General features: G+C 47.2%; 19 protein-coding genes. 11 read left to right on the forward strand and 8 right to left on the reverse strand.

Translation table 11 applies throughout. The features are described 5' to 3' along the window. Position 1: 1 nt before the first annotated feature. The 10 genes from tagF to ACGHZ6_RS15210 all read left to right on the forward strand — a co-directional run bounded on the left by tagF (position 2) and on the right by ACGHZ6_RS15210 (position 13,813). Entirely contained in the window at positions 2-685 is a 684-nt protein-coding gene (gene tagF / locus ACGHZ6_RS15165; RefSeq protein WP_390614828.1) for a type VI secretion system-associated protein TagF, read from the forward strand. A gap of 267 nt (positions 686-952) precedes the next feature. Continuing rightward, on the forward strand, positions 953-2,197 hold the full coding sequence (tssA, locus tag ACGHZ6_RS15170) for a type VI secretion system protein TssA (protein WP_390614829.1): 1,245 nt from the start codon (positions 953-955) through the stop codon (positions 2,195-2,197). A 105-nt stretch (positions 2,198-2,302) separates the two neighbouring features. Then, positions 2,303-2,821, forward strand: coding sequence for a type VI secretion system contractile sheath small subunit (gene tssB / locus ACGHZ6_RS15175; RefSeq protein WP_390614830.1), 519 nt, complete (start codon positions 2,303-2,305; stop codon positions 2,819-2,821). After that, the gene (tssC, locus tag ACGHZ6_RS15180) at positions 2,821-4,308 is read left to right on the forward strand and encodes a type VI secretion system contractile sheath large subunit (RefSeq protein WP_390614831.1); all 1,488 of its coding nucleotides are present in this window, start codon (positions 2,821-2,823) and stop codon (positions 4,306-4,308) included. Before tssB ends, tssC (ACGHZ6_RS15180) begins: the two co-directional genes overlap by 1 nt. A gap of 135 nt (positions 4,309-4,443) precedes the next feature. Further along, entirely contained in the window at positions 4,444-5,988 is a 1,545-nt protein-coding gene (gene tssC / locus ACGHZ6_RS15185; RefSeq protein WP_390614832.1) for a type VI secretion system contractile sheath large subunit, read from the forward strand. Between the two features lie 5 nt (positions 5,989-5,993). Next, on the forward strand, positions 5,994-6,473 hold the full coding sequence (gene tssE, locus ACGHZ6_RS15190) for a type VI secretion system baseplate subunit TssE (RefSeq protein WP_390614833.1): 480 nt from the start codon (positions 5,994-5,996) through the stop codon (positions 6,471-6,473). Positions 6,474-6,521: 48 nt separating this feature from the next. Further along, complete coding sequence (tssF, locus tag ACGHZ6_RS15195) at positions 6,522-8,354, forward strand: type VI secretion system baseplate subunit TssF (RefSeq protein ID WP_390614834.1); 1,833 nt, start codon at positions 6,522-6,524, stop codon at positions 8,352-8,354. After that, positions 8,318-9,457 carry a type VI secretion system baseplate subunit TssG gene (gene tssG / locus ACGHZ6_RS15200; RefSeq protein ID WP_390614835.1) on the forward strand — a complete coding sequence of 380 codons (1,140 nt, stop codon included), beginning with the start codon at positions 8,318-8,320 and terminating at the stop codon, positions 9,455-9,457. The genes tssF and tssG overlap by 37 nt, the downstream gene beginning before the upstream one ends. A 57-nt stretch (positions 9,458-9,514) precedes the next feature. Then, positions 9,515-12,181, forward strand: a complete 2,667-nt coding sequence (gene tssH / locus ACGHZ6_RS15205; protein WP_390614836.1) for a type VI secretion system ATPase TssH — start codon at positions 9,515-9,517, stop codon at positions 12,179-12,181. A gap of 102 nt (positions 12,182-12,283) precedes the next feature. Then, positions 12,284-13,813, forward strand: coding sequence for a type VI secretion system contractile sheath domain-containing protein (locus ACGHZ6_RS15210; RefSeq protein ID WP_390614837.1), 1,530 nt, complete (start codon positions 12,284-12,286; stop codon positions 13,811-13,813). 19 nt (positions 13,814-13,832) lie between these two features. Here ACGHZ6_RS15210 and ACGHZ6_RS15215 read toward each other — a convergent pair whose 3' ends face one another. From ACGHZ6_RS15215 to ACGHZ6_RS15250, 8 genes are all read right to left on the reverse strand, one after another. After that, positions 13,833-14,627, reverse strand: a complete 795-nt coding sequence (locus ACGHZ6_RS15215) for a PsbP-related protein (RefSeq protein ID WP_390614838.1) — start codon at positions 14,625-14,627, stop codon at positions 13,833-13,835. A gap of 28 nt (positions 14,628-14,655) precedes the next feature. Continuing rightward, entirely contained in the window at positions 14,656-15,813 is a 1,158-nt protein-coding gene (locus ACGHZ6_RS15220) for a lipase family protein (protein ID WP_390614839.1), read from the reverse strand. Continuing rightward, complete coding sequence (locus ACGHZ6_RS15225) at positions 15,806-16,300, reverse strand: DUF6795 domain-containing protein (protein WP_390614840.1); 495 nt, start codon at positions 16,298-16,300, stop codon at positions 15,806-15,808. Before ACGHZ6_RS15225 ends, ACGHZ6_RS15220 begins: the two co-directional genes overlap by 8 nt. A gap of 10 nt (positions 16,301-16,310) precedes the next feature. Then, positions 16,311-16,604 (reverse strand): PAAR domain-containing protein, encoded by a 294-nt coding sequence (locus ACGHZ6_RS15230; RefSeq protein ID WP_390614841.1) that lies wholly within the window; start codon positions 16,602-16,604, stop codon positions 16,311-16,313. A 12-nt stretch (positions 16,605-16,616) separates the two neighbouring features. Then, positions 16,617-17,189 carry a DUF6931 family protein gene (locus ACGHZ6_RS15235; RefSeq protein WP_390614842.1) on the reverse strand — a complete coding sequence of 191 codons (573 nt, stop codon included), beginning with the start codon at positions 17,187-17,189 and terminating at the stop codon, positions 16,617-16,619. Positions 17,190-17,211: 22 nt separating this feature from the next. Beyond that, positions 17,212-19,098: a type VI secretion system Vgr family protein gene (locus tag ACGHZ6_RS15240; protein ID WP_390614843.1), complete on the reverse strand. Its 1,887-nt coding sequence runs from the start codon at positions 19,096-19,098 to the stop codon at positions 17,212-17,214. Positions 19,099-19,239: 141 nt separating this feature from the next. Next, on the reverse strand, positions 19,240-19,728 hold the full coding sequence (locus ACGHZ6_RS15245; protein WP_390614844.1) for an Hcp family type VI secretion system effector: 489 nt from the start codon (positions 19,726-19,728) through the stop codon (positions 19,240-19,242). A 366-nt stretch (positions 19,729-20,094) separates the two neighbouring features. Beyond that, positions 20,095-20,835 (reverse strand): transposase, encoded by a 741-nt coding sequence (locus ACGHZ6_RS15250; RefSeq protein WP_390614845.1) that lies wholly within the window; start codon positions 20,833-20,835, stop codon positions 20,095-20,097. A gap of 327 nt (positions 20,836-21,162) precedes the next feature. Here ACGHZ6_RS15250 and ACGHZ6_RS15255 point away from each other — a divergent pair, with 327 nt between their 5' ends. Beyond that, the gene (locus tag ACGHZ6_RS15255) at positions 21,163-22,053 is read left to right on the forward strand and encodes a Stp1/IreP family PP2C-type Ser/Thr phosphatase (protein ID WP_390614846.1); all 891 of its coding nucleotides are present in this window, start codon (positions 21,163-21,165) and stop codon (positions 22,051-22,053) included. Positions 22,054-22,135 lie beyond the last annotated feature (82 nt).

A 22,135-nucleotide genomic window follows, 5' to 3' on the forward strand; every position in this document is an offset into this window, starting at 1 on the left:
CTTGGCTATACAACCTGGCTTTTTTGGTAAGATCCCCGCCCACGGGGATTTTATCGACCGCAACTTGCCCCGCAGTTTTATACAAACCTGGGATGACTGGCTACAACGCAGCGTCGCCTGTAGCCAGGAACAATTGGGGAGCCAGTGGCTGGACATTTACTTAACCAGCCCTATATGGCGCTTTGTTACCTCTACTGGCGCCGTAGACAACCAATGCTGGGCAGGAATACTCGTACCAAGTGTCGACAGTGTCGGGCGTTACTTCCCCCTAACGATTGCCCATCCAATTAACAGTGAGAACTGCTTGTTTGATTTCCTGTTAAAACATTGTCAATGGTTTTCACAACTGGAAGAGATTGGCATTGCCAGCCTGCAAAACTATTTAGATGCAGAGGCATTGACGCAAGCGCTACAACTTCCTGATGAGCTTATTATCAACACACCACCAAGCAATTCAGGCGCTAATCTTAGTAACGGCTTATTATCTCATGTATCTACGCCAGATCTGGGAGAAGCGTATGCGAACATATTGCATCAAATAGTTACACCACAAACTGAAAGCTATAGCTTGTGGTGGTCACAAGGATCACAACGTATGCAACCGAGTTTATTGCATGTTAAAGGTCTACCAGAGGCACAACAGTTTTCTGCCTTTTTAGATGGCAACTGGCAGCAATGGCGATAAAAGCAACAACACAAAAATCAAAACTAAGCCGAAAGCATTAATACATTTAACTGACCTTAATACAGTTTTCGTAAGTCTTTTCTCACACTCATTTGAGACAGGCATCACAAAAAAAACTAATGATTCAGAAGTAAATTATCGTTAAACTTACGCAACCAGAAGCGCAGGGTAAGCGTCAGTTTTTTCAAACTAACCAATACGCGCCTCAATTTATAAAAGGACGACTCGCTGTCAGCAGCGAACTACCCAAACAAGGATTGGAACCACATGTCTTTAAGCCATGTCATTGATCTGGACAAGTTGTTAGCCCCCATCGCTGACGACAAGCCAACCGGCGAAGATATTCGCAACGACCGCTCCCCAACTTCCGATTACTACGCCATCAAAGATGCACGCAACAGTGCTCGTGCAGCTGAACGCTCGTCGATGTTTGATGATGAAGTCGATTTGATCACCCCCTGGCGACAAGTTGTCGATCTTGCGCCATCAATCCTTACCAACAAAAGCAAGGATTTGGAAGTTGCCAGCTGGTACACCGAAGCATTGATACGCCTGCACGGTTCCGCTGGTTTACGAGACGGGCTTCGCTTGATTCAGAAAATGGTCGAGCAATATTGGGATGAGTTATACCCGGAACCCGATGAAGATGGCATGGAAACTAAAGTCGCCCCACTGACCGGTATGAATGGCGATGGTGGTGAAGGTACCCTGCATACCCCAATTCGTAATATGGCCATTACTGGTGAAGGTGCTTTTGGTGAGTTCAATTTCTGGCAATACCAAAAGGCCCGCGACAACGACAAGATCAGTGACGACGATGAACGTAATAGCCGCAACGAATCCCTGGGTTTTGCTCTAAAAGATATTCTAGCCACGGTCAGTGAAGACTCGGTTGATACTTATATCGATCTTATCGAAACCCTTGAAGAAAGCCTTGAAGACTATAAGACCTTAAACAATGCGCTGCGTGAGCACTGCGGTCAGGATGCTCCACCCAGTTCACAGACTTCTGCTTTGATTGAAGAAGTATTACGTACAGTGCGTTTTATCAGTAAAGATAAGGTTGAAGCAGCACAGGCATTACAGAAGGCTCAGGAACCTGCTCAAGCCGCAAGCGGTGAAGACTCTGTCGCTACGGAGCTGGTCAACCAGGCTATAGCAGCCAACCAAGGTGTCAGTGGCCCTATCAGCAATCGCGAAGATGCCCTCAAACGCCTGCAAGAAGTTGCCGACTACTTCCGTCGTTACGAACCTCACACGCCTATCGCTCCAGGTCTGGAACGTTTAATTAACTGGGGACGTATGACCGTCGCAGAACTGATGATGGAACTGCTACCAGACGATCAAGCCAAGGGAATTTATTCACAGCTGACCGGTGTAAAACTTGATGGTAGCGACACGGAAACCTATATCGCACCACCTGTAACACCTGCTGCTTCTTCAGCAGCTGCACCCGCAGCCCCGAAAGCAGAACCGGTTGTTGAAGAAACTAGCACAGCCACAGGCTGGTAATAAAAATTTTTGAACCGACTTGTTCAATTTTAGCTCCTTTAACATTGCAAGCTTGCTGGTAATGTTAATAGGGGTCATTTGATTTCACATGGAAAGGAGAACCTCATGTCTGAAAGCATCCACAACAAACTGAAGCGTGTGCGTAAGCCTCGCGTTCATATCACTTATGACGTAGAAACAAACGGCGCCGAAGTGAAAAAGGAATTGCCCTTCGTCGTTGGCGTTATGGGTGATTACTCCGGTGATAACACAGAGAATCGCAAAGCACTGAAGGAACGTAAATTCGTTCAGATTGACCGCGATAACTTTAACGAAGCCATGGGCAAGATTAATCCCAAGTTGAACCTGCAGGTTGAAAACACCCTGGCCGGCGATGACAGCAAAATGGCTGTCGACCTGGATTTCAACAATATGGATGACTTCACCCCGGAAGCCATTGTTGCCCAGGTTGACCCTCTGCAAAAGCTGCTGGATGCCCGCAATAAGTTACGCGACCTACTGAGCAAGGCCGACCGCTCTGAAGAGCTGGAAAATGTGCTGGAAGACATCCTGAAAAATACCGACAACATTGCCGCCATCCAGGAAGAACTGGGTGTAGGTGCAGATCAGGGAGGTGACGAGTAATGTCTACTGAAGTTGCAGAAGGCGCAGTCGCGGAAGCAGAAGAACAGTCGGTTAGCCTGCTGGAGCAGGCCATCACCGCCACCAAACAAACCGAGCGCGGCGAAACTGAAGACCTGCTCAGTAACCTGACCGAACAGGTATTGCAGGGTACGGTAACCTGGGACCGCAACCTGACCCAAACCATCAAAAAAGCCGTAGCCGCTATCGATCAGGCTATGTCCAAGCAGTTGTCTGCTATCCTGCACGACGAAAAGCTGCAGAAACTGGAAGGCTCCTGGCGTGGTCTGCATCACCTGGTGATGAACAGTGAAACCGGTCAGACCCTGAAGATTCGCATGCTCAACCTGAATAAGCGTGAGCTGTTCCGCGATCTGGACAAGGCCGTTGAATTCGACCAAAGCCAAACCTTCAAGAAGATCTACGAAGAAGAGTTCGGCATTGCCGGTGGTGAGCCTTACGGTTGCATGATTGGTGACTTCGAATTTACCAACCACCCGGAAGACGTTGAACTGTTAAGCAAGATGTCTAACGTTGCTGCTGCGGGCTTCTGCCCTTTCATCTCCGCTGCTGGCTCCGAGCTGTTTGGTTTCGATGATTACACCGAACTGTCAAAACCACGCGATTTGGGCGGTATCTTCGAATCCCAGGAATATATCAAGTGGCGCAGCTTCCGCGACAGCGAAGACTCCCGTTTTGTGACTCTGGTTATGCCACGCGTATTGTCTCGCCTGCCTTATGGTGAAAGCACCAAGCCGGTTGAATCCTTCAACTTTGAAGAATTCGAGCAAGATGAGTCCGGCATGTCTAAAGCTGCCAGTCACGATGACTACTGCTGGATGAATGCCTCCTATGTTATGGGCGCTACCCTGACCAAAGCCTTTGCCGAAAACTCCTGGTGTACTGCCATTCGTGGTGCCGAAGGTGGTGGTAAGGTTGAAGGCCTGCCAAGCCATCTGTTTAAGAGTGATGATGGAGATACCGACCAGAAGTGCCCAACCGAAATTGGCATTACTGACCGTCGTGAAGCTGAGCTTAGCAACCAGGGCTTCCTGCCGCTGTGTCACTACAAGAATACTGACTACTCTGTGTTCTTTGGTGCTCAAACTACGCAAAAGCCAAAAATGTACGACGATCCAGATGCAACCTCCAATGCATCTATCTCCGCGCGCCTGCCTTACTTGATGGCAACCTCTCGTATCGCCCACTACCTGAAGGTAATGGCACGGGACAAAGTAGGTTCCTTTATGGAGGCCAATGATTGTGAGCGCTGGTTAAACCAGTGGATCAAGCAGTACACCAACTCCAACCCGGAGGCCAGTGCCGAGATGAAGGCGAAATATCCGCTGGCCGAGGCGCGAGTGGAAGTGAAGGAAATCCCTGGCCAGCCAGGTTCCTACAGTGCTGTAGCCTACCTGAAACCTTGGCTGCAAATGGAAGAACTGACCACCTCCCTACGTATGGTGGCCAATATTCCTAGCCCGAGCTAATCATAGTAGCATCCGCAAGAGCGTCAGTGCCATGTATTCCATGGCACTGACCTTTTCTCCCGCACAGGATCTCGACACAACAGATTATGATGATCTGTTCTTTCGATATCTTGGCCCAGCTGAAAGGATTTTAGCGTGTCTGAACAAGCAACCCGGCTTGACGGTTTGATTGAAGATTACGATGCCCGTTTTTCTACCCATGCATCGGACTCTTCTGATATCGACAAGCATTACAGTGCCAACGCCCTGGATTGGTTCCTTCAGGAAAGCGATGATATCGCAGCGTTCGAATTGTGGTTGCATAATCTGGCTGACCTGCCCGTCGCACAAACCTTTAACGTTAAACATTGGCTCAACCGCCAGATTGCCCTGATCGATGAACTCGTTAACGAACAAATCAACCAGATTCTGCATCATCCCCGTTTCCAACAACTGGAAAGCGGTTGGCGTGGTCTCTGGTATCTTATCGATCACGCGGGATTTGAAAACAATGTCAAAGTTAAGGTGTTGGATGTCAGCTGGCGTGAAGTTTCCCGCGATATCGAGCGGGCACCGGACTTTGACCAGAGCGGTTTATTTCATATCATCTACAGCGAAGAATTCGGCACTCCCGGTGGTGAGCCCTACAGTGTGCTGCTGGGCAACTACGAAATTAGCCACCGTCCATTTGAGGGTCACCCCTACGACGATATCAATACCCTAAAGGGCATTAGCCAAACGGCAGCAGCAGCCTTTGCGCCATTTATTTGTGGCGTAGCACCTCAGATCTTCGGTATCGATGATTTTGAAACACTGGGCCTGCCCATCAATCTAGAAACGGTTTTCCAACAAAAAGAATATATTCGCTGGCGTGCCTTGCGTGAACTTGAAGACAGTCGCTTTATTGCTTTAGCTCTGCCCCGGGTGTTAATGCGTGAGCCCTATAATGTTCAACTATCGGCCTATCAGGGTATTCGCTTTAAAGAAGAGGTTGAAGCCAATCACAGCAATAACTACCTCTGGGGCAATGCCTGCTTTGCTCTAGGGGCAGTACTTATTCGTGAGTTTTCGGAAGTGGGCTGGTTTTCCCATATTCGTGGAGTGCCGCGAGACTTTCACGGTGGAGGCCTTGTTACCCAATTCCCTGCACCGGCCTACAAGCCGGATTCCAGCCCTGCGATTCGTAAGATGATCACTCCAGTATTGATTACCGATTTTCTGGAACGGGATCTCAGTGATTTGGGATTTATGCCCCTATGCCACTGTTACGACACCCCCTATGCTGCGTTTAACAGCTGTCCATCACTGCAAAAGCCCAGGGAATACAACAGTAAAGCAGCTAACGCCAATGCCCGCATCAGTGCCATGCTGCAACAGATCCTCTGTGCATCACGCATCGCACAATACATCAAAGTGATGATCCGCGATAAGGTCGGCTCCTATATCAGTGATCGGGATTGTGAGCGCAAGCTGCAATCCTGGCTGGATAAATACACAACAGGCCGTGAAGACCTCTCGTGGGAAATGATGGCCCGCTATCCATTGCGTGAAGCACGGGTAAGAGTTAGCGAAGAAGTCGGTAAACCCGGCAGCTATCAGAGTGTTATCCACTTAAAAAGCCACTACACCGTTGATCACCTGGTCTCCGAGTTAAAACTTACCACGTCTCTCAATCAGGTTGGCTTTGCCACTAACGGATAAGGGATATGATAAAAGCCAATGAAAAGCGCCTACTGGCACCGGTATTAGACCGCTTATTAGATAGCACTAATACCAGTGCGCTCAGTCAGCCTCACCAGATTTTACGCCAGTTGCGAGAAAGCGTACGTCGCGATCTGGAGTTCCTGTTTAACACCCGCATTCGCTGTCTATCGCCCCCAAGAGAGAACCAACATCTTGACAACTCTATTTTGAATTACGGCTTACCAGATCTTGCGACGATTAATCTTAACTCCGTCGATAGCCGTAAAGAGTTTTGCCGCACTATCGAGAAATGCATTCTGGCCAATGATCCGCGCATCAAATCCGTCAAAGTTAAAAGTGACGAAAAGATTGATAATGAGGACCCGTCGATTCGTTTTCGCGTAGAAGCTGTGCTGCATACCAATCCGGCACCCGAGCTGATTGTATTTGACTCGGCATTAAATCCCATCAACCAAACGGTCGATGTTCAGGAAATCGTCTAATGACCTTATCCAATAACATCTACAACCAAGACTATTGAGAAAGGCCCAATGAGCGATAAACTCCTCGCACATTTTGAGAACGAACTGGCATTTATTCAAGAATCCGCCGGTGAGTTCGCCAAGCAGCATCCAGCTGCCGCCTCGCGCTTGCAGTTAAGCGGCAATACTGTCGATGACCCCCTGGTAGCGAGATTGCTGTCGGGTTTCGCCTATCTGAACGCCCGGGTTCAACAAAAGTTGACTGACGACTTTCCCGAACTCACCGACGCCATGCTGGATACGCTGTACCCCCATTACTTGCGTCCTATTCCATCATTTAATATTGTGCAGTTTGAACCCGATCCCCAGCTGGATGCCATTACCCGAATCGACAGTGGCACTCTGCTTGAGAGTGACGCCTTTCAGGGACAAACCTGTCGCTTTACTACCAGCTACCCCGTCGATATCTGCCCTTTTACAGTAGATTCGGCAGCCTTGTTACCGCGACCTTTTATCGCGCCAGGTTCCAACGAGATCAGTGGCGCAGCAGCAGTACTTAAACTCAGTTTACGCACGCTAAGCGACGACTTGTCTTTTAACGATCTGTCGTTAGAACAACTGCGTTTTTTCCTTCGAGGTCAACCCCAGCATATTTATCCGCTGTATGAGCTTCTGTTAACCAAAACACTCAAAGTGGTGATTGCCAACGGCGAAGCAGATCCTTATCCAAAATACCTTGAAGCCGATATTATCCAGCAAGTCGGTTTTGAGGCCGATGAAGCGCTGCTGCCCTATCCCAATAGCTCATTTACCGGCTACCGCTTGCTAACCGAGTATTTTGCCTTTCCGGAAAAATTTCAGTTTTTGGATATTAAAGGCCTGCAGGATGCTATTACTGAGGACTACAGCAATACACTCAATCTGTATTTTTACCTCAAGGAAGGCGATAGTGAACTGGAACATCAGGTCAACGCCAAGTTGTTTGCACTGGGCTGCACACCTAGTGTGAACTTATTCCCGCAAACCGCTGACCCTATTCCACTCAATCACACTGAATACCAATACCATGTAGTACCCGATGCGCGGCGCACCGAAGCGATGGAAATCTATAGCATCGACAATGTAGGTGCTACCGATGCAGAAGGTAATTACACCCCCTACAAACGCTTCTACGGTATTCAGCACAGTCAAAGCGGAGATGGCACTCAAGGCTTCTGGTTTGGCAAACGTCGCACTATCGTTGAAGGTGAACACCGTAATGAACAAGCGACTGAAATGGATATCAGCTTGGTTGACCTGGATTTTAACCCTCACCAAGTCAGCAATCAGACACTGGATTTACAGCTAATCTGTAGTAACCGTAACCTGCCTAAAAAGTTGCCGAGTGGTGGCGGCCAGCCTTTATTACAAATCGTTGATGGCGATGCCCCTACAGAACGTATCAGTTGCGTAGTAACCCCAACAGCTACCCTGCGCCCTCCTCAGCGAGAGCGCAGTTACTGGCGATTAATCTCGCACCTTAACCTTAACCACCTGTCGCTAAGTAATGGTGGCGGCTCTACCGATGCCCTAAAAGAGATTTTACGCCTGTATGACTTCCGTGATTCTGCAGGTACTCGCAATATGATTGAAGCCATTCAATCATTAATTACAAAACCCATTACGGCCCCTATTCAGATTGAAGATACCGTTGCACTATGCCGCGGCACCGAAGTCCATGTTGAATTGGACCCAATGATGCTAGCCGGCACCAGCCCTTTGCTGTTTGCCAGTGTATTGGAGCGCTTCCTGGGCCTGTATTGTTCTATTAACTCTTTTACCCGATTAATTGCCACCCTGAGCGGAAAGGACGGAGAATTAAAACGATGGCCACCACGCGCCGGCGAAAAAGCCTTAGTGTAATTGACCAGATTAAATCCGAACCCTACCGCTTCGAGTTTTTCCAGGCAGTACGTATGCTGGAGCGGGCAGCGGCATTGGATCCCAGTGAGTACCGCTTTGCCAGTGAACCGGTAGCGCAACAGGCGCGCCCGAATCAGGAAGCGGTCCGCTTTAACGCTCGCCAGAGCCTGGCCTTTCAATCAACTGATATCAGCAATGTCAGTACACGGGATACGGACGACTGCGAAGACAGCAACAACCCCGATAAGCAGTGGTTGATGGAAGTCTGCTTTATGGGGCTTACCGGTAGCCAAGGCGTTATGCCCTACTACCTGTCTGAAGTGGTCCTGCAGGAGTTAAAGAATAAAAGCCCTGCGTTAAAAGACTATCTGGATCTGTTTAATCACCGTAGCATCTCCCTGTTTTTCCAGGCCTGGCATAAATACCAGTTGCCCGCTAACTATGAACGGCAAAAGCAACAGGGTGACAGACAGCCAGATTTATTTACCCACGCCCTGATGGCCTTGTCAGGCTTGGGCATGCAAGAGCTACAATACCGCTTACCGATTCCGGACGAAGCCATTGCCGGTTTTGCCGGTTTTATGGGACGAGAACAATGTACTGCCGACAGCCTGAGCCGCATGATCAAACAGTATTTTGATCTGGATGTATCTATTCAACAGTTTCAGGGCCAATGGCAAGATCTACCCTACGATGTGTTATCAAGATTACCCGGGCCAGAAGTTCCCCGAGGGCTAAACAATGTGCTCGGCACGAATGCTCTGTTGGGCAGCAGCTGCTACCACATTCAAAGCAAGTTCAGCGTTGTTGTTGAGCCCATGCCTTACGACAAGTTCATGAGCATCGCACCGGGTAGCAAAAAACTGGAAGCCCTCAAAGCTTTTATTCGTTTTAGCGCCGGTATCGAGCTGGATTTCGATATACAGGTCACCCTCTGCGACAAACAAGTACCGCCGGTACAACTGAACGAAACCGAAGACTATCAACCGCTACTGGGCTGGAATACCCACGCCACCCATGAGCCAATTGAAAGGGATCCTATCGTCATTACCCTGTCCCAGGATATGTACGCCCCGGACGATAGCCTTCCCTTGGCTTCTTGAAAAAAGCCTCTTAATTAATAACCCAGTTACAAGACAGACTTTCAAAAGGACGTGAACATGATTCAAATTAACCTGAAATCCCTGGTCGAGAAAATGTCGCCAGTGATGCGTGAATCCCTGGAAGGGGCCGCTGGTATCTGCCTTACTCACAATCAATACAATGTTGAGCTGGAACACTGGTTACTGAAATTACTGGACCAGGGCGATACCGATTTTATGCGCCTGCTGGAGAAACACGAAGTTAATCCCGCCAATCTGGCTAAACAATTGGCCAATGCCATTGCGCGCTTTAAATCAGGTAGTAGCCGACCGCCAGCCCTATCGCCAAGTATTGTCGATGCCGCAAAAAATGCCTGGATGCTATCCTCCGTAGACTTTGGTCACGGGCTGATTTCTTCTGGTCATTTATTAGCCGCGCTGCTTTTGGATGACAGCTCTCGCCGACAACTATTCGAAGCCTGCCAGGAACTGCAAGGCATCGCGCCTGAATCACTGCGCGATACAGCAAGGGCGATTATTGGTACTACTTCTGAATCCGCCGAGCCGGGGCAACAGGACCAAGCCATCGCGGGCGCGGCCGGTAATGTCAAAGCCAGTAAAACCCCTGCCCTGGACAAATATACTATCAACCTGACTGAACGCGCTAAAAACGGCGAAATTGATCCGGTTCTTGGTCGTGATGAAGAAATTCGCCAGTGTATTGATATCCTGACCCGCCGCCGTCAAAACAACCCTATTCTGACCGGTGAGGCCGGGGTAGGCAAAACCGCTGTGGTGGAAGGCTTTGCCCTGCGCATTGCCAATAATGATGTTCCCACACCACTCAAAGGTGTGGCAGTGCGCACACTGGACCTGGGTCTGCTGCAAGCTGGCGCGAGCGTTAAAGGGGAATTTGAAAACCGCTTAAAATCCGTGATAGAGGAAGTCCGCGCTTCTCTTACCCCTATCATTTTGTTTATTGATGAAGCCCACACCATGATCGGTGCTGGAGGTAAAGAAGGCCAAGGCGATGCTGCCAATCTGTTAAAACCTGCCCTGGCTCGTGGAGAGTTACGCACCATTGCCGCTACTACCTGGGCCGAATATAAAAAGTATTTTGAACGTGACCCAGCCCTTACCCGCCGCTTCCAGGTCGTCAAAGTGGAAGAGCCGAGTGAAGCCAAAGCCATCGATATGATGCGCGGCATCGCCACCTCGCTGCAGGCACATCACAATGTACGTATTCTCGATGAAGCGATTGTGGCCTCGGTTGTGCTCTCCCACCGTTATATCCCAGGTCGCCAGTTACCTGATAAGTCTGTAAGCCTCTTGGATACTGCCTGCGCCCGTGTAGCCCTCAGCCAGTCGGCAACCCCAGGCGCAATCGAAGATGCGCAGCGTCGTATTCAACGTGCTGAAACCACCCTGGCTACTCTACAGCGAGAACATGCTGCAACCGGTGAGCATCAGGAACAACTCGATAACCTGCGCGCAGAAAAAGCCGATGCCGAGCAACTGCTCTCCACCCTTGAAACACAGCGTCAGCAAGAAAGCGCGCTGATTGTGGAAATCCAACAGGTTCGGGATCAAATTGATAACAATTACCTGGCGCAAGAAAAAGGTGAAGCCCCCCCTTTACAACCCGAACAATTAACTGAACTGCAACAAAACCTGCAAAACATGACCTTGCAGCTGAAAGAGATTCAAGGTGAAACACCTTTGATGCAAGCCAATGTTGATGAGCAGGCTATTGCCGAAGTCATTGCCAACTGGACCGGCATTCCCGTAGGTAAAATGGTCAGCGACGAAATAACCGCTGTGCAAAATATTGCCGACAGCCTGGGTAAACGAGTCATCGGCCAACCCCATGCGCTGGAAGCTGTTGCCCAAGCCATCCGTACTTCTCGCGCTGGGTTAACCGATCCTCGTAAACCCGTCGGCGTATTCCTGTTCTGTGGTACCAGCGGCGTGGGTAAAACTGAAACAGCTTTGGCCTTGGCTGATCAACTGTTTGGGGGCGAGCAAAATATCACCACTATCAATATGTCCGAGTTTAAAGAAGAGCATAAAGTCTCCATGCTGCTGGGCTCTCCTCCAGGTTATGTGGGCTATGGTGAAGGTGGTGTATTGACTGAAGCCGCACGTCGTAAGCCCTATTCCGTTATTCTGCTCGATGAAATGGAAAAAGCTCACCCAGGCGTACAAGATATTTTCTACAACCTGTTCGACAAAGGCACAATCAAAGATGGCGAAGGTAGAGATATCGACTTTAAAAACACCGTAATTATTATGACTTCCAATGCCGGTGAAGACGCCATTCGTGCGATTATGAACCAGGTAGACGATAAACCCGAACCTGAGGTCCTGCTCGACAATATCCGCCCCTACCTGCTACAACATTTTAAACCCGCTTTTCTGGGCCGCACCAATGTTATCTCCTACTACCCACTGGATGACGAAGACCTGATGAAGATCTGCGCCATCAATATGAACAAGATCGAGAAGCGTATCAAAGCGCACTACGACGCAGGTTTTAGCTACGACGAAGATGTACTGCTGCACATTGTTGCCCGCTGTCAGGAATCCGATACCGGTGCCCGTAATATCGAAACGATCCTTAACCGCACCCTGCTCCCGGAATTGGCCAGTGAGTGCCTGGAGAAAATGGCCAATGAAGCAGTGATTAGCCAAGTTCATATAGGTGTCGATGAAGAAGGAAACTTCAGCTATCTAATTAACGAATAGAGTTTATTCTTCCTTTCCGCCTGAGTTGTCATTAGACGCACACGCCATTCCCGCGAAAGCGGGAATCCATGGCGAAAAGAGCACCAAAGTTAAGGATTAATTATGCCTCGCTCAACCATCAGCACTGGCCATACTAGATTTGGCCAAGAGCCTAATGCACAGAAGTTACAAAACAACCCCTTACGGATTGCCATTTTGGGTGACTTTACCGGCCGTCAAAGCCGTAATCAGTGCGAACCACAAACACTAGCCTCTCGAAATCCTATCCGCATCACCAAAGACAACTTTGAGCGGGTTTTCGAAAATGCGGCTATTCGACTAAAACTACCATCCTGCGAAGAGTACCTTTGCTTTTCAGAATTTGATGATCTGCACCCGGATTATCTCTACGAGCGCCTACCGCTATTCACACAGTTTAAAAAGCTCAAAAAGCAGCTATTAAACCCTGAATTACTCCCCACAGCGGCAGCAGAGATACAACAATGGGCCAGTTTTAAAGCATCCGCACCGATACTGGAAAACTCTGCTGAAAACTCAGGTGATACCAATTACGGATCCATGCTTGATGCAATGCTCTCGGAAACCAACGGCCTACACCATTACCAAGCCTCACCGGATGGCCAGATAGATCAGTTAATCAAAGATATTGTCAGCCCCTATATTTCGCCGAAAGCTGATCCTCGCCAAACCGAGTTACTGGAAGCCGTTGAAGCCGCAAGTGCTGAAGCACTGCGTAAACTACTTCATCACAGTAACTTTCAACAATTAGAAGCGAGCTGGCGCAGTCTGCATTTCTTGATTAAACGCCTGGACGGTCATTCTGGCTTGATATTGGACATAATCGATATCAGTAAAGAAGAACTGCTAGCCGATTTAACCCAAGCCGATAGCGACCTTGAGCAAGCCGGTATATTTAAAACCCTGGTCGCCAATCAGGCACAGGCTGGCCAAACGCCTTATCATGCGTTTGTCGGTGACTTTTTTATCGAACCCAATGAGGCAGATCTTGGTCTGGTGATCGATATGTCCACCATTGCCCAAAGTACCGGGGCAATCTTTATCAGCGCTGCCGATACTGCACTAGCAGGCTGCCCATCACTGGTAGAGGCCGATAATCCCGAAAACTGGTCACTGACTCCTCATCAGCTAAACCCAGCTGATTGGCAAGACGCCTGGCAAGCAGTACGTGATTTTGAAGCCAGTGAACACTGCCTGCTCAGTGCACCTCGTTTCTTACTGCGTGCCCCTTACGGCTTACAAAGTGCCACCATCGACAGCTTCGATTTTGAAGAACTCCCCAAAGAGCATACTCATGAATTTTATCTCTGGGGTAATAGTGCTTATTTACAAGCCTACCGCCTAGCACAGGGCTATATCGATCACGGCTGGTCAATCGATATAAACCAAGCGATTGAAGTTGATCAACTGCCACTGCATATATTCAAGCAAGATGGGGAAAGCTGTGTTACGCCCTGCGCGGAGATTAATATGACGGATACCACAGCAAAAGCTCTGTCTGATACAGGCATCAGTGTTGTGCGCTCCATCAGGCATCAAGACAAGGTTATAGTGACAGCCGGGGAGTCTTTGGCTTTTAGTCGAAAATTACAGAGTCTGTGGAATAACGGATAAGGTTTGGACCTTATCCGCCTTACGCAACCTGATTGTGCTGTCGATATTCCAGACGAAAGCTTTCAATAATTCCTAGAAAAGTAGGTTTTAGCCGTCGGTAATCTGATTTAGCACACCAGAAATAGAGGGTGTAAAATGCCTGGCTTCCTTCAAATACTACAATAAGATAGACCAGATCATGTACTGTACCTATATCAGCAGGATTTAGTGGCTTTTCAAGGGCCATGAATAGTTCCGACAAATAGGCCTCATCTTGTGACCTATCAATTTTAATAAGTCGACAAAACTCTTCCATATATACGCTAGCCATTCTCTGACAAGCGTCATTTACCGTGGCTTTAGCATATTGATGGAGTGTAGGAACCTGATCAAAATCCTGCTTCTTTTGTGCAATGGAGATAAAATAACTATTCTCCACTGCACAACTAGCTTGCATACTTGCATTCGAATTGAGTCCAGATACAGGTTTCCAACCCGTGGGAAAGAGCAAGGATTCAACTTCTTGCTCTCTGACCTTAGAAAGGTTATCAGGATTGACTGATCGCCTGGATTTTCCTTCGGTGGAGAAGATCTGCTTTTGATCATAGTTAAGAGACGTATGCCAGCCCAACTGCCAGATAGCCTTAATATAAGACTTGGCTTCTCCAAGTGAGGCAAACGCTTTGATTCGGTAAGGAGAACTATCTATTAGTAATCGAAGACGAGAATTCGAAACTCCCGCCTTTTTTATTAATAAGTCATATGCCCTCTGAGGGTCAAAATTAGTCCTTACTTTCCCAGAGAATATAATCTCGTAATGATTATCCGAACTCAAGCTTTCATCCCTGACTGCTTTTCTAAAACTAGTGTAAAGACTGTCCAGCCCTTTTGGTCAACTCTGAAACCATATGATGCATACGGATAAACATCAACCTGATAAATGCGTAGGTAAAATTAGTTGTCTCTGTAACAATAATACCTAGCATTTTAGCCATACGCTTCAATAAGCAGACGACCCAATAACCTGCTTTTTTTCCAAAACTGTAAGCCTTGTGCATCAAGTAAGCAAGCCTATCTAGCAGAGTAAAAGCAGTACTCCCTGACACCACAACACCAACAAAGAATATCTCAGAAACTTTATTCATTACCCAGAGGATCGCTGCACTCATGAGCTTGGCAGAATTAAGCGTTAATGCTACGGGCCCTTCAGACTCTAACCATGAAACAAGAGCACTTTCGAGTATTTCTGGTTCGTTAAATGATTTAAGGACCTTCCAATCATCTGATGATTTATTAGTTACGTTTTTTTGGTAGGTCGCAATACTATGATACTTAATTGGATTTTGAGCTGCTGCACAAGCCATCCGGTAATCACCACGGCTATCAGTAACATGACTGAAAGGCCATGTTGGAACCATAGGCACAGGATCAAGATTGTGAAAAACCCGGTATACGTTTTCGTTTCCAACTCTACGGCAGCATGCATCAGAAAATAACGGCATACCAACTCTAGGGCTGCCAAAGGTATATAAACTCACCTTTACAGACGTGTTGGCTTTCAACCAGTCTGAGACTAATGTGGCCAATGCACCACCCAAGCTATGGCCCACACAATGGACGTAATGAATATTCTTAGTCGCAAGTTCCGAAGCAAACGCCCTTAATTGTGGCAAAAATGATTGAAAAGTATAATAAAATCCTTGATGAACCAGGCCTCCAGTCTCAAAACGCTTAAGACCAGCATTAAGATCTGTCAAGCCATCAAATAAACTGGCCGTCCCTTTAATGATAACAAAAGCCTGCCCTTTATATTTATCTTCCTTTCCAAAGGCTGCTACGCCCATGTTGTGAGTGGACTTCAAAATTCCAAGAGCACCTGTTGTACCTTTTATTTTATCATCTTGGTTAACCTCAAAACTATCAGCATGGACTTCCAAGAAGTCATTAACTGTCAGCTCTGATTTGATATTATATATATCAGCAGCCAATTCAGCGGCATAAACAGGACTTAGACTATTCACTTTGTTGCACCTTCCATTTGCATCGTGTAAATAAAATAGCTCCAAAATCTCTATAGAGCGTTCTCTCATCAGTTAATTCACAAGTAAAATCCAGAGCATCTCCACCTAATTCAGAATTTTCTTCTGGGCTTCGCTTTGAATTAGACCAAATATCAACCTCTTCACCATCATGTTCTACCAATATCTTCTGAGCAGCTACAAATTCTGCTGGAAAGACTTGAGAAATACTTCTTCCACGCACAGCTGGGAAGCTAAAGCGACCTTCACTATCTGTAGTTGTCTCTTCCTCAACAAGCTTATTCATTTCATACTTTCGAATAACCTTAGCGCCAGTTACTGCTTTTCCTTCATGGGTCACAATCCCTGAAACTTCTGAGAATAAATAAGCCTTACCGGCATCAAATATAGACATAGCAACCCCAACACTTGAAAACATGAGCAAATTGATAAAAACCAGTGCTTTTATTTTATACATTCTTAAATCCATTACGAACTAGTTACCCCACCAAAACCGTAGGACACCCAGCCACTATCTTACCACCATGGGCGGTACTATCGCCTAATCTTGCAGCAGGTTTCCCCTGAATTAATACCGTACCACTGCCTGATGCCACAGTATCAGGAGGACCAACACAGACACAGGTGCTACCCACAGTAGCCGAGGGCAAACCTCCAATGATCACTGTTGGTCCGCCAGGGACTACGATTGGGCCGCCAACGTGAGGCACGGGCCCAGGGTTCACAGCTGGGCAGACATGCATATCAGTAATACGCGCCGAAGGCATTCCCATCGTTGCTATCCCCTAGATTGAGCCATTTCCGCCCTGGGCCAGATTTACCCCTTGAGCAATAAACTGGCTTAAGCTTTGTTCAGGATCATCAGCATTGTGCAGAACCCCTGCCAAGGTCACACCACCTGCTACCGCATGGGCATATAGATACTCAGGCGGCATAATTTCCGGCTCACCTTCCGGGGCCATACTACCCGTACTCCAACTTGCTGCGGTAGCAGCCCAACTGGCGGGAGTTTCGTATTTGGTCTTTTCGCCCAAATCCCGGCAGCGCAAGCGATTTTCTTCAGTTGGCTGTTTTGCCCAAGCCTCTGCCGCGATTAAAGCATTGATATTATGTTCATCGGTATCCGGGGTTTGAATTTGGCGCGCGACTAAACATGCCCACCACACGGCTTCTCGCTTGGGCAAGCCGTGAGCAATTAATTTGATAGCATCATAGTGGCAATTAGCGTCTACCAAATCTTCAACACTGGCATGGGGCGTTTTATCCGGAATAAGCGCGGTTTCTGCTTCATCACTCAATTCAAAGTGCTGAATCAACTCTGCAGCATTGATGGCTTTTACTTTTACCCAATCATTCATATCAAATATCAAGCGCTTATCATTAGTTAATCTTCGTTAACCCACCCTTGAGGGTGAGAATACCACCAGCTTTTACGGTACCCATGGCACTGGCATTACAGTCAACTTTCGTCGCCTTCATGGTAATACCCGTCGGTGTCATTTTGATTGTGCTGCCTCCGACCTTGAGCTCTATAGAGGTTTTCGAGGTAATCTTTATAGCCCCTTTAACATCCGTAGTCTGGGTACCACTACTAATCTTCGTGCTTTGATTACCTTTGCTGACGGTGTAATCCTGATTTCCCTGACTGATCGTTGTGCTTTCATTACCCTCAGACACGGTAATCGAACGATTTTTAATCACCTCCAGGGTTTGATTATTCTCGACCTTACCGCTTTGGTCATTGTGAATCAGGAAATTGTGGTCTTTTCCTGCTTCCATATAAATCTCTTCTTCACCGCCTTTGTCGTCAAAACGCAACTCGTTAAACTTGCTGCTTTCATACTGGGTTTTCCAACCACTTTGCGTAGCGGTGTAATTAGGTCCTTCATTAGTGCCGTTGTAGACTGCCCCGCTCACTACCGGGCGATCCGGATCACCATTGATATAGGTGACCACAACCTCCTGCCCAACACGGGGTACAAAATTAGCGCCCCAGTTTTTGCCAGCGAAGGACTGCATAACACGAACCCAACAGGAGTTCTGCGCTGAATTCCAGGGGAACTTCACCTTGACTTGAGTATAGGGATCTACCGAGCTACTGGGCACCGTGGCTTTAACTTCCAGCACAGAGGCTAATTGAGGATGATCGATGCGCTTGCGCTGGAAATCCGGTGCTGGGCGAAGAGTTACAGAAGCCGGGACACAGTCAAACTCGTTTTTAAATAAGGTATCGCGATTATTACCATCAGACGCGATAATCTTTACATGTGTCAGCAGATAGGTATCTTTTTCCGTTGCTAAGGTATGGTCAAATTTAAATCGACCACCTGCGGCAAATTCAGAGCAATCACTCGCCCCTTTTGCAATATCAAAACCTGACTCGTGATGCTCAACGGAACGCTCTAACAGAGCCTTGTTATAGCTGTCTTTTAATTTGTGTTTATGTTCAGGCTCAAATTCAAAGTGATACAGTCCGTACTGCTTGTGCACATAGGGTGAGACATCATTGAGCTTGGATTTGGTGCTAATGACCTGCTTGTTATCTTTTGTGGTGGTGTATTCGTTATAGTCTTTAAATTCAAAGCCGCCGGTATGATAACTGTAACTGCGCTCCCAACGCTGAACGGTATTTTTTGTAGGGTGGCTACCACCACCATCGTATTCTATCTTCTCGCCGGTGCAATCAAAGTAATCCTGAGCATCATCCGCCAATACCATCGTATGGGCTCCCTTGGTATGCTCAAAGTAGTAGCTGATGCCCTCTTCTGCCATTAAACGGCAGACAAACTCAAAGTCAGTTTCATCAAACTGTACGCAATACTCACGGGCAAGATACTCGGCAGATAGCTTTAGTTTAAGCGTTACAACCTTACTATATGCTCCCAGCACCTCTTCTATAATCTGCTTGGCACTCTTTTTATGGAAGACGCGGTTTTCAGAAGCCAGGGTTGTAAACCAAAAGCCCGGTACAATTTTCGCACGATAACAACGCAAACCATTGCCATCGACATCAAACATGGAGAACTGGGTAACATAGCCATTGATCAGGCGACCATTCTCTAAACCCTTGTTAAATACCGTCAGCGTAACGGCTTTACCCACGATTTGCTGCTGGGTAATTTCGTGGTCATCTGAAAAGAGCTCTATATTGAAATCAAAGAGGTCATTTACATATTCATCACCCTCTAGATAGGTGGCAATAAATTTGTCTTTGCCCAAAGGAGAATCAATATGAATCAGGCGCTTATCTTGGCTGAGAATAGACATAACCTTGTCAACACGTCCATGGTGAGAAGCAATATCCCTGCTTACTCACAAACTTACATATTAAATGGAAGATAAAACAACAAAAGGGCCAGAGCCTCGCTGTTGTACAGCGAGAGCCCGACCCCACCTTGACCGAACTGCTTAGAGAGGCTTGGCAGTGGTAAGGTCGTAACCAACACGCATGTTGGTAGTATTCTTGTGAGTCTTGTCCGCATGAGTGAGGTCACCCTCAATCTTGGCAAAGCTCAGAGACAGAGACTCTTGTGGTGGACCACCGGCAGCAGCAGTTACGCTGTAAGAAGAGATAATGACATCTTCCAGAGTGTAAGCCGCATATTTTTCTACCTTGTTACCACCAGTCTGAACAACGTGAATTTCAACATTAACGCCTTCGTCACCAACAACAGAAGCCTTGAACAGACCACCAGACGCAGCATCCAGAGCTTTAGTGACAGTCACTTCGCTCAAGCTTGGACGAGTGGATTCACGGTTAGCCATTGCACCAGCTTCCATGGTGATCGCACGGCCTACACCAAAGTTGAAGCTATCAACTTCAATCCAGTCTTCGTAACCTTCAGCAGTCACGTTACCCTTTGGAGACAGCGCATTAAAGTTCATGTAAATCGCCATTGATCGAATTCCTCTTTCATTTTTGGTCGATAAAGTTTGAGTAATTTATCTCAGCAATCGCTTACTGAGAAATTCTTGCCCTGTGGCAATGCGGTGAATTTAAGCAAAAGTTTCGTTCTGAAAAAACCTTAATTTTTAACTTTTAAATCCACTCTGACACTATTTTACAAAATGACTCTGACACTATTTATCTACAGATAAGTAAATCACAGACCTGGCTTTATGCAGATAGCATCTGACCATTTAAAAGCCGCCTAAAGAGTAGAGGTTTTAGTAATTTTGACTCTGACACCATTAATAACAAACCTAGAAGGCCATAGAGAAGATAGTCACCGACACAACTAATACTTTTTTACTAGAAAAATCTTAAACCACACTTTCAGCTGATCCACTTTCCCCTGCAGAAACCCCATCCTTTTCTGCTGCCTTCTTAGGCCTACCACGTTTTAACGGCCTGACTCTCTGATTTGCAACTTTCTCTATTTGCTCCTTAAAAGCATCGCCACCTAGCACTTGTCCCAATTTGACCGTCTCTGCAATAAAATCAAGTAAACGCCGATCAAACTCATAACGAAATAGCTTTCTATAAGCACTGGCACGTGATTTTGCATCGTCACCCAGTGCCCGATATAAACGGTGATCACAAATAAGATGATTTGTTGTATTACCAACATGATGATGAAACGATGACCAGGGATATTCCTCTGGACTATCAGCTAAGCCTATATACATAGGCTTTAATTCGACATAACGGTAGCAGGTTAACAGATATGCATCGGTATCAATCAAGCTCGATTTATATCTTCCCCCCCACAAAGTACCTGATCTTTTATAACGATGATTTGCATACTGCACGTAACGCCGCCCCAGAGATTGCATCATCGACGAAATTCCCTGTGGTACTTTCGGCGTAGCAATTATCTGGATCGAATTAGGCAATAAGACATAGGCATGCACTTCCACCTGATATTGGTCAGCCGCCAACTTCAAGCTGTGCAAATAGAATTCGTAATCCTCATCATCGAAGAAGCAGGCCAGGTTGTTATGACCCACCTGGACGATATGCTGAGGAATATCAACGAGATTTAAACGCGGTAATCTAGGCATAGAAGCCGTGTAATCCTTACAAAAACTTAATCCCTTAGGTGACTTGCGTCACTGCTCTACGGATCAAATTATCGCAAAACGCCTATTGTTTTATCAAGCCAAAATCTACTGCTCTTCCCTCTCATACCAATGGCTTAGCGCTTTCTTTACTCAATTTGGGATAAGCTTCACACTTTTTAATAACGATCAAAAAATTGCGCTACTAACACGTAAATTAAGACATATTCAGCGGATAAAGATTCGAAATAAAAAAAACTCTAGGCTAGAATACCGACTGATTTAACCAGGCGCCGCATGGATAGCGCCCAAGCAAACTGGATTTGTTACATGTCTGAAGAGCAAGCTATTCGCATTGCCATTAATGGCCGCACCGATATAGGCCAGGTACGCAGCGAAAATGAAGATAGCATCCGCTGGTTCACCCACACTTCTCTCCCCTTTGGATACGTGATCGTTGCCGATGGTATGGGCGGCTATAGTGGTGGCTCTATGGCCAGTCGAATTGCCGTCGACACCATTGGCCAGCATCTTGAAGAGCTTATTAACCCAACCTTCTTAGCTTGCACACCGCAACAGCAGGAATTGATGATAAATGCCGCTATCATTGAAGGCACCCAACTAGCCAACAGCAATATACTGCTGGCAAAACAGGAAAATGAACAGCTGGCGCAAATGGGCACAACCATAGCCCTGGCAGCCATTTGGCGTGATCAGGTAACCGTGTGCCATCTGGGTGATTCACGTGCCTATCTTTGGGACAAACAAGGATTTGTTCAATTAACCAAGGATCACAGCTTGGTTCAGGAAATGATCGATAATGGTAGCCTGTCTGAAGAACAGGCCCGCAGTAGTAACATCCGCAATCAAATCACCCGAGCTATGGGTGTTAGCCAAAATATCGAACCGAGCATTAATAGTTTCCAGCTGTCACAAAATACCCTATTAATGTTGTGTAGCGATGGGTTAACAGAATATCTGGATAACGGGCAGCTTGATTACGTTCTATCAACTCACCGCCCGGCACTGGAGTGCTGTTACCGCTTTATTGATGACGCTAACCTGCTTGGAGGCAAAGACAATATCAGCGTGGGTATTATCGAATATACGCTGGAAAGCCAGAACGAACACACCGAACAGCAAAACCAGCAACCTTTCTGTCCACCTGGAGCGCCTCAGGAAGAGGACATTACCGTTCGCCAGGAAGCGACTGCACGTTAGCAGCGTTATTTGAGCGAAGCGCAATTCTTTAAACTTTCGAAGTAAACAGCCTGTCTGCAGGCATTAGAAATCTAGGGCTTTA

It is taken from the genome of Maricurvus nonylphenolicus, from assembly GCF_042854845.1.
Lineage (GTDB): Bacteria > Pseudomonadota > Gammaproteobacteria > Pseudomonadales > Cellvibrionaceae > Maricurvus > Maricurvus nonylphenolicus.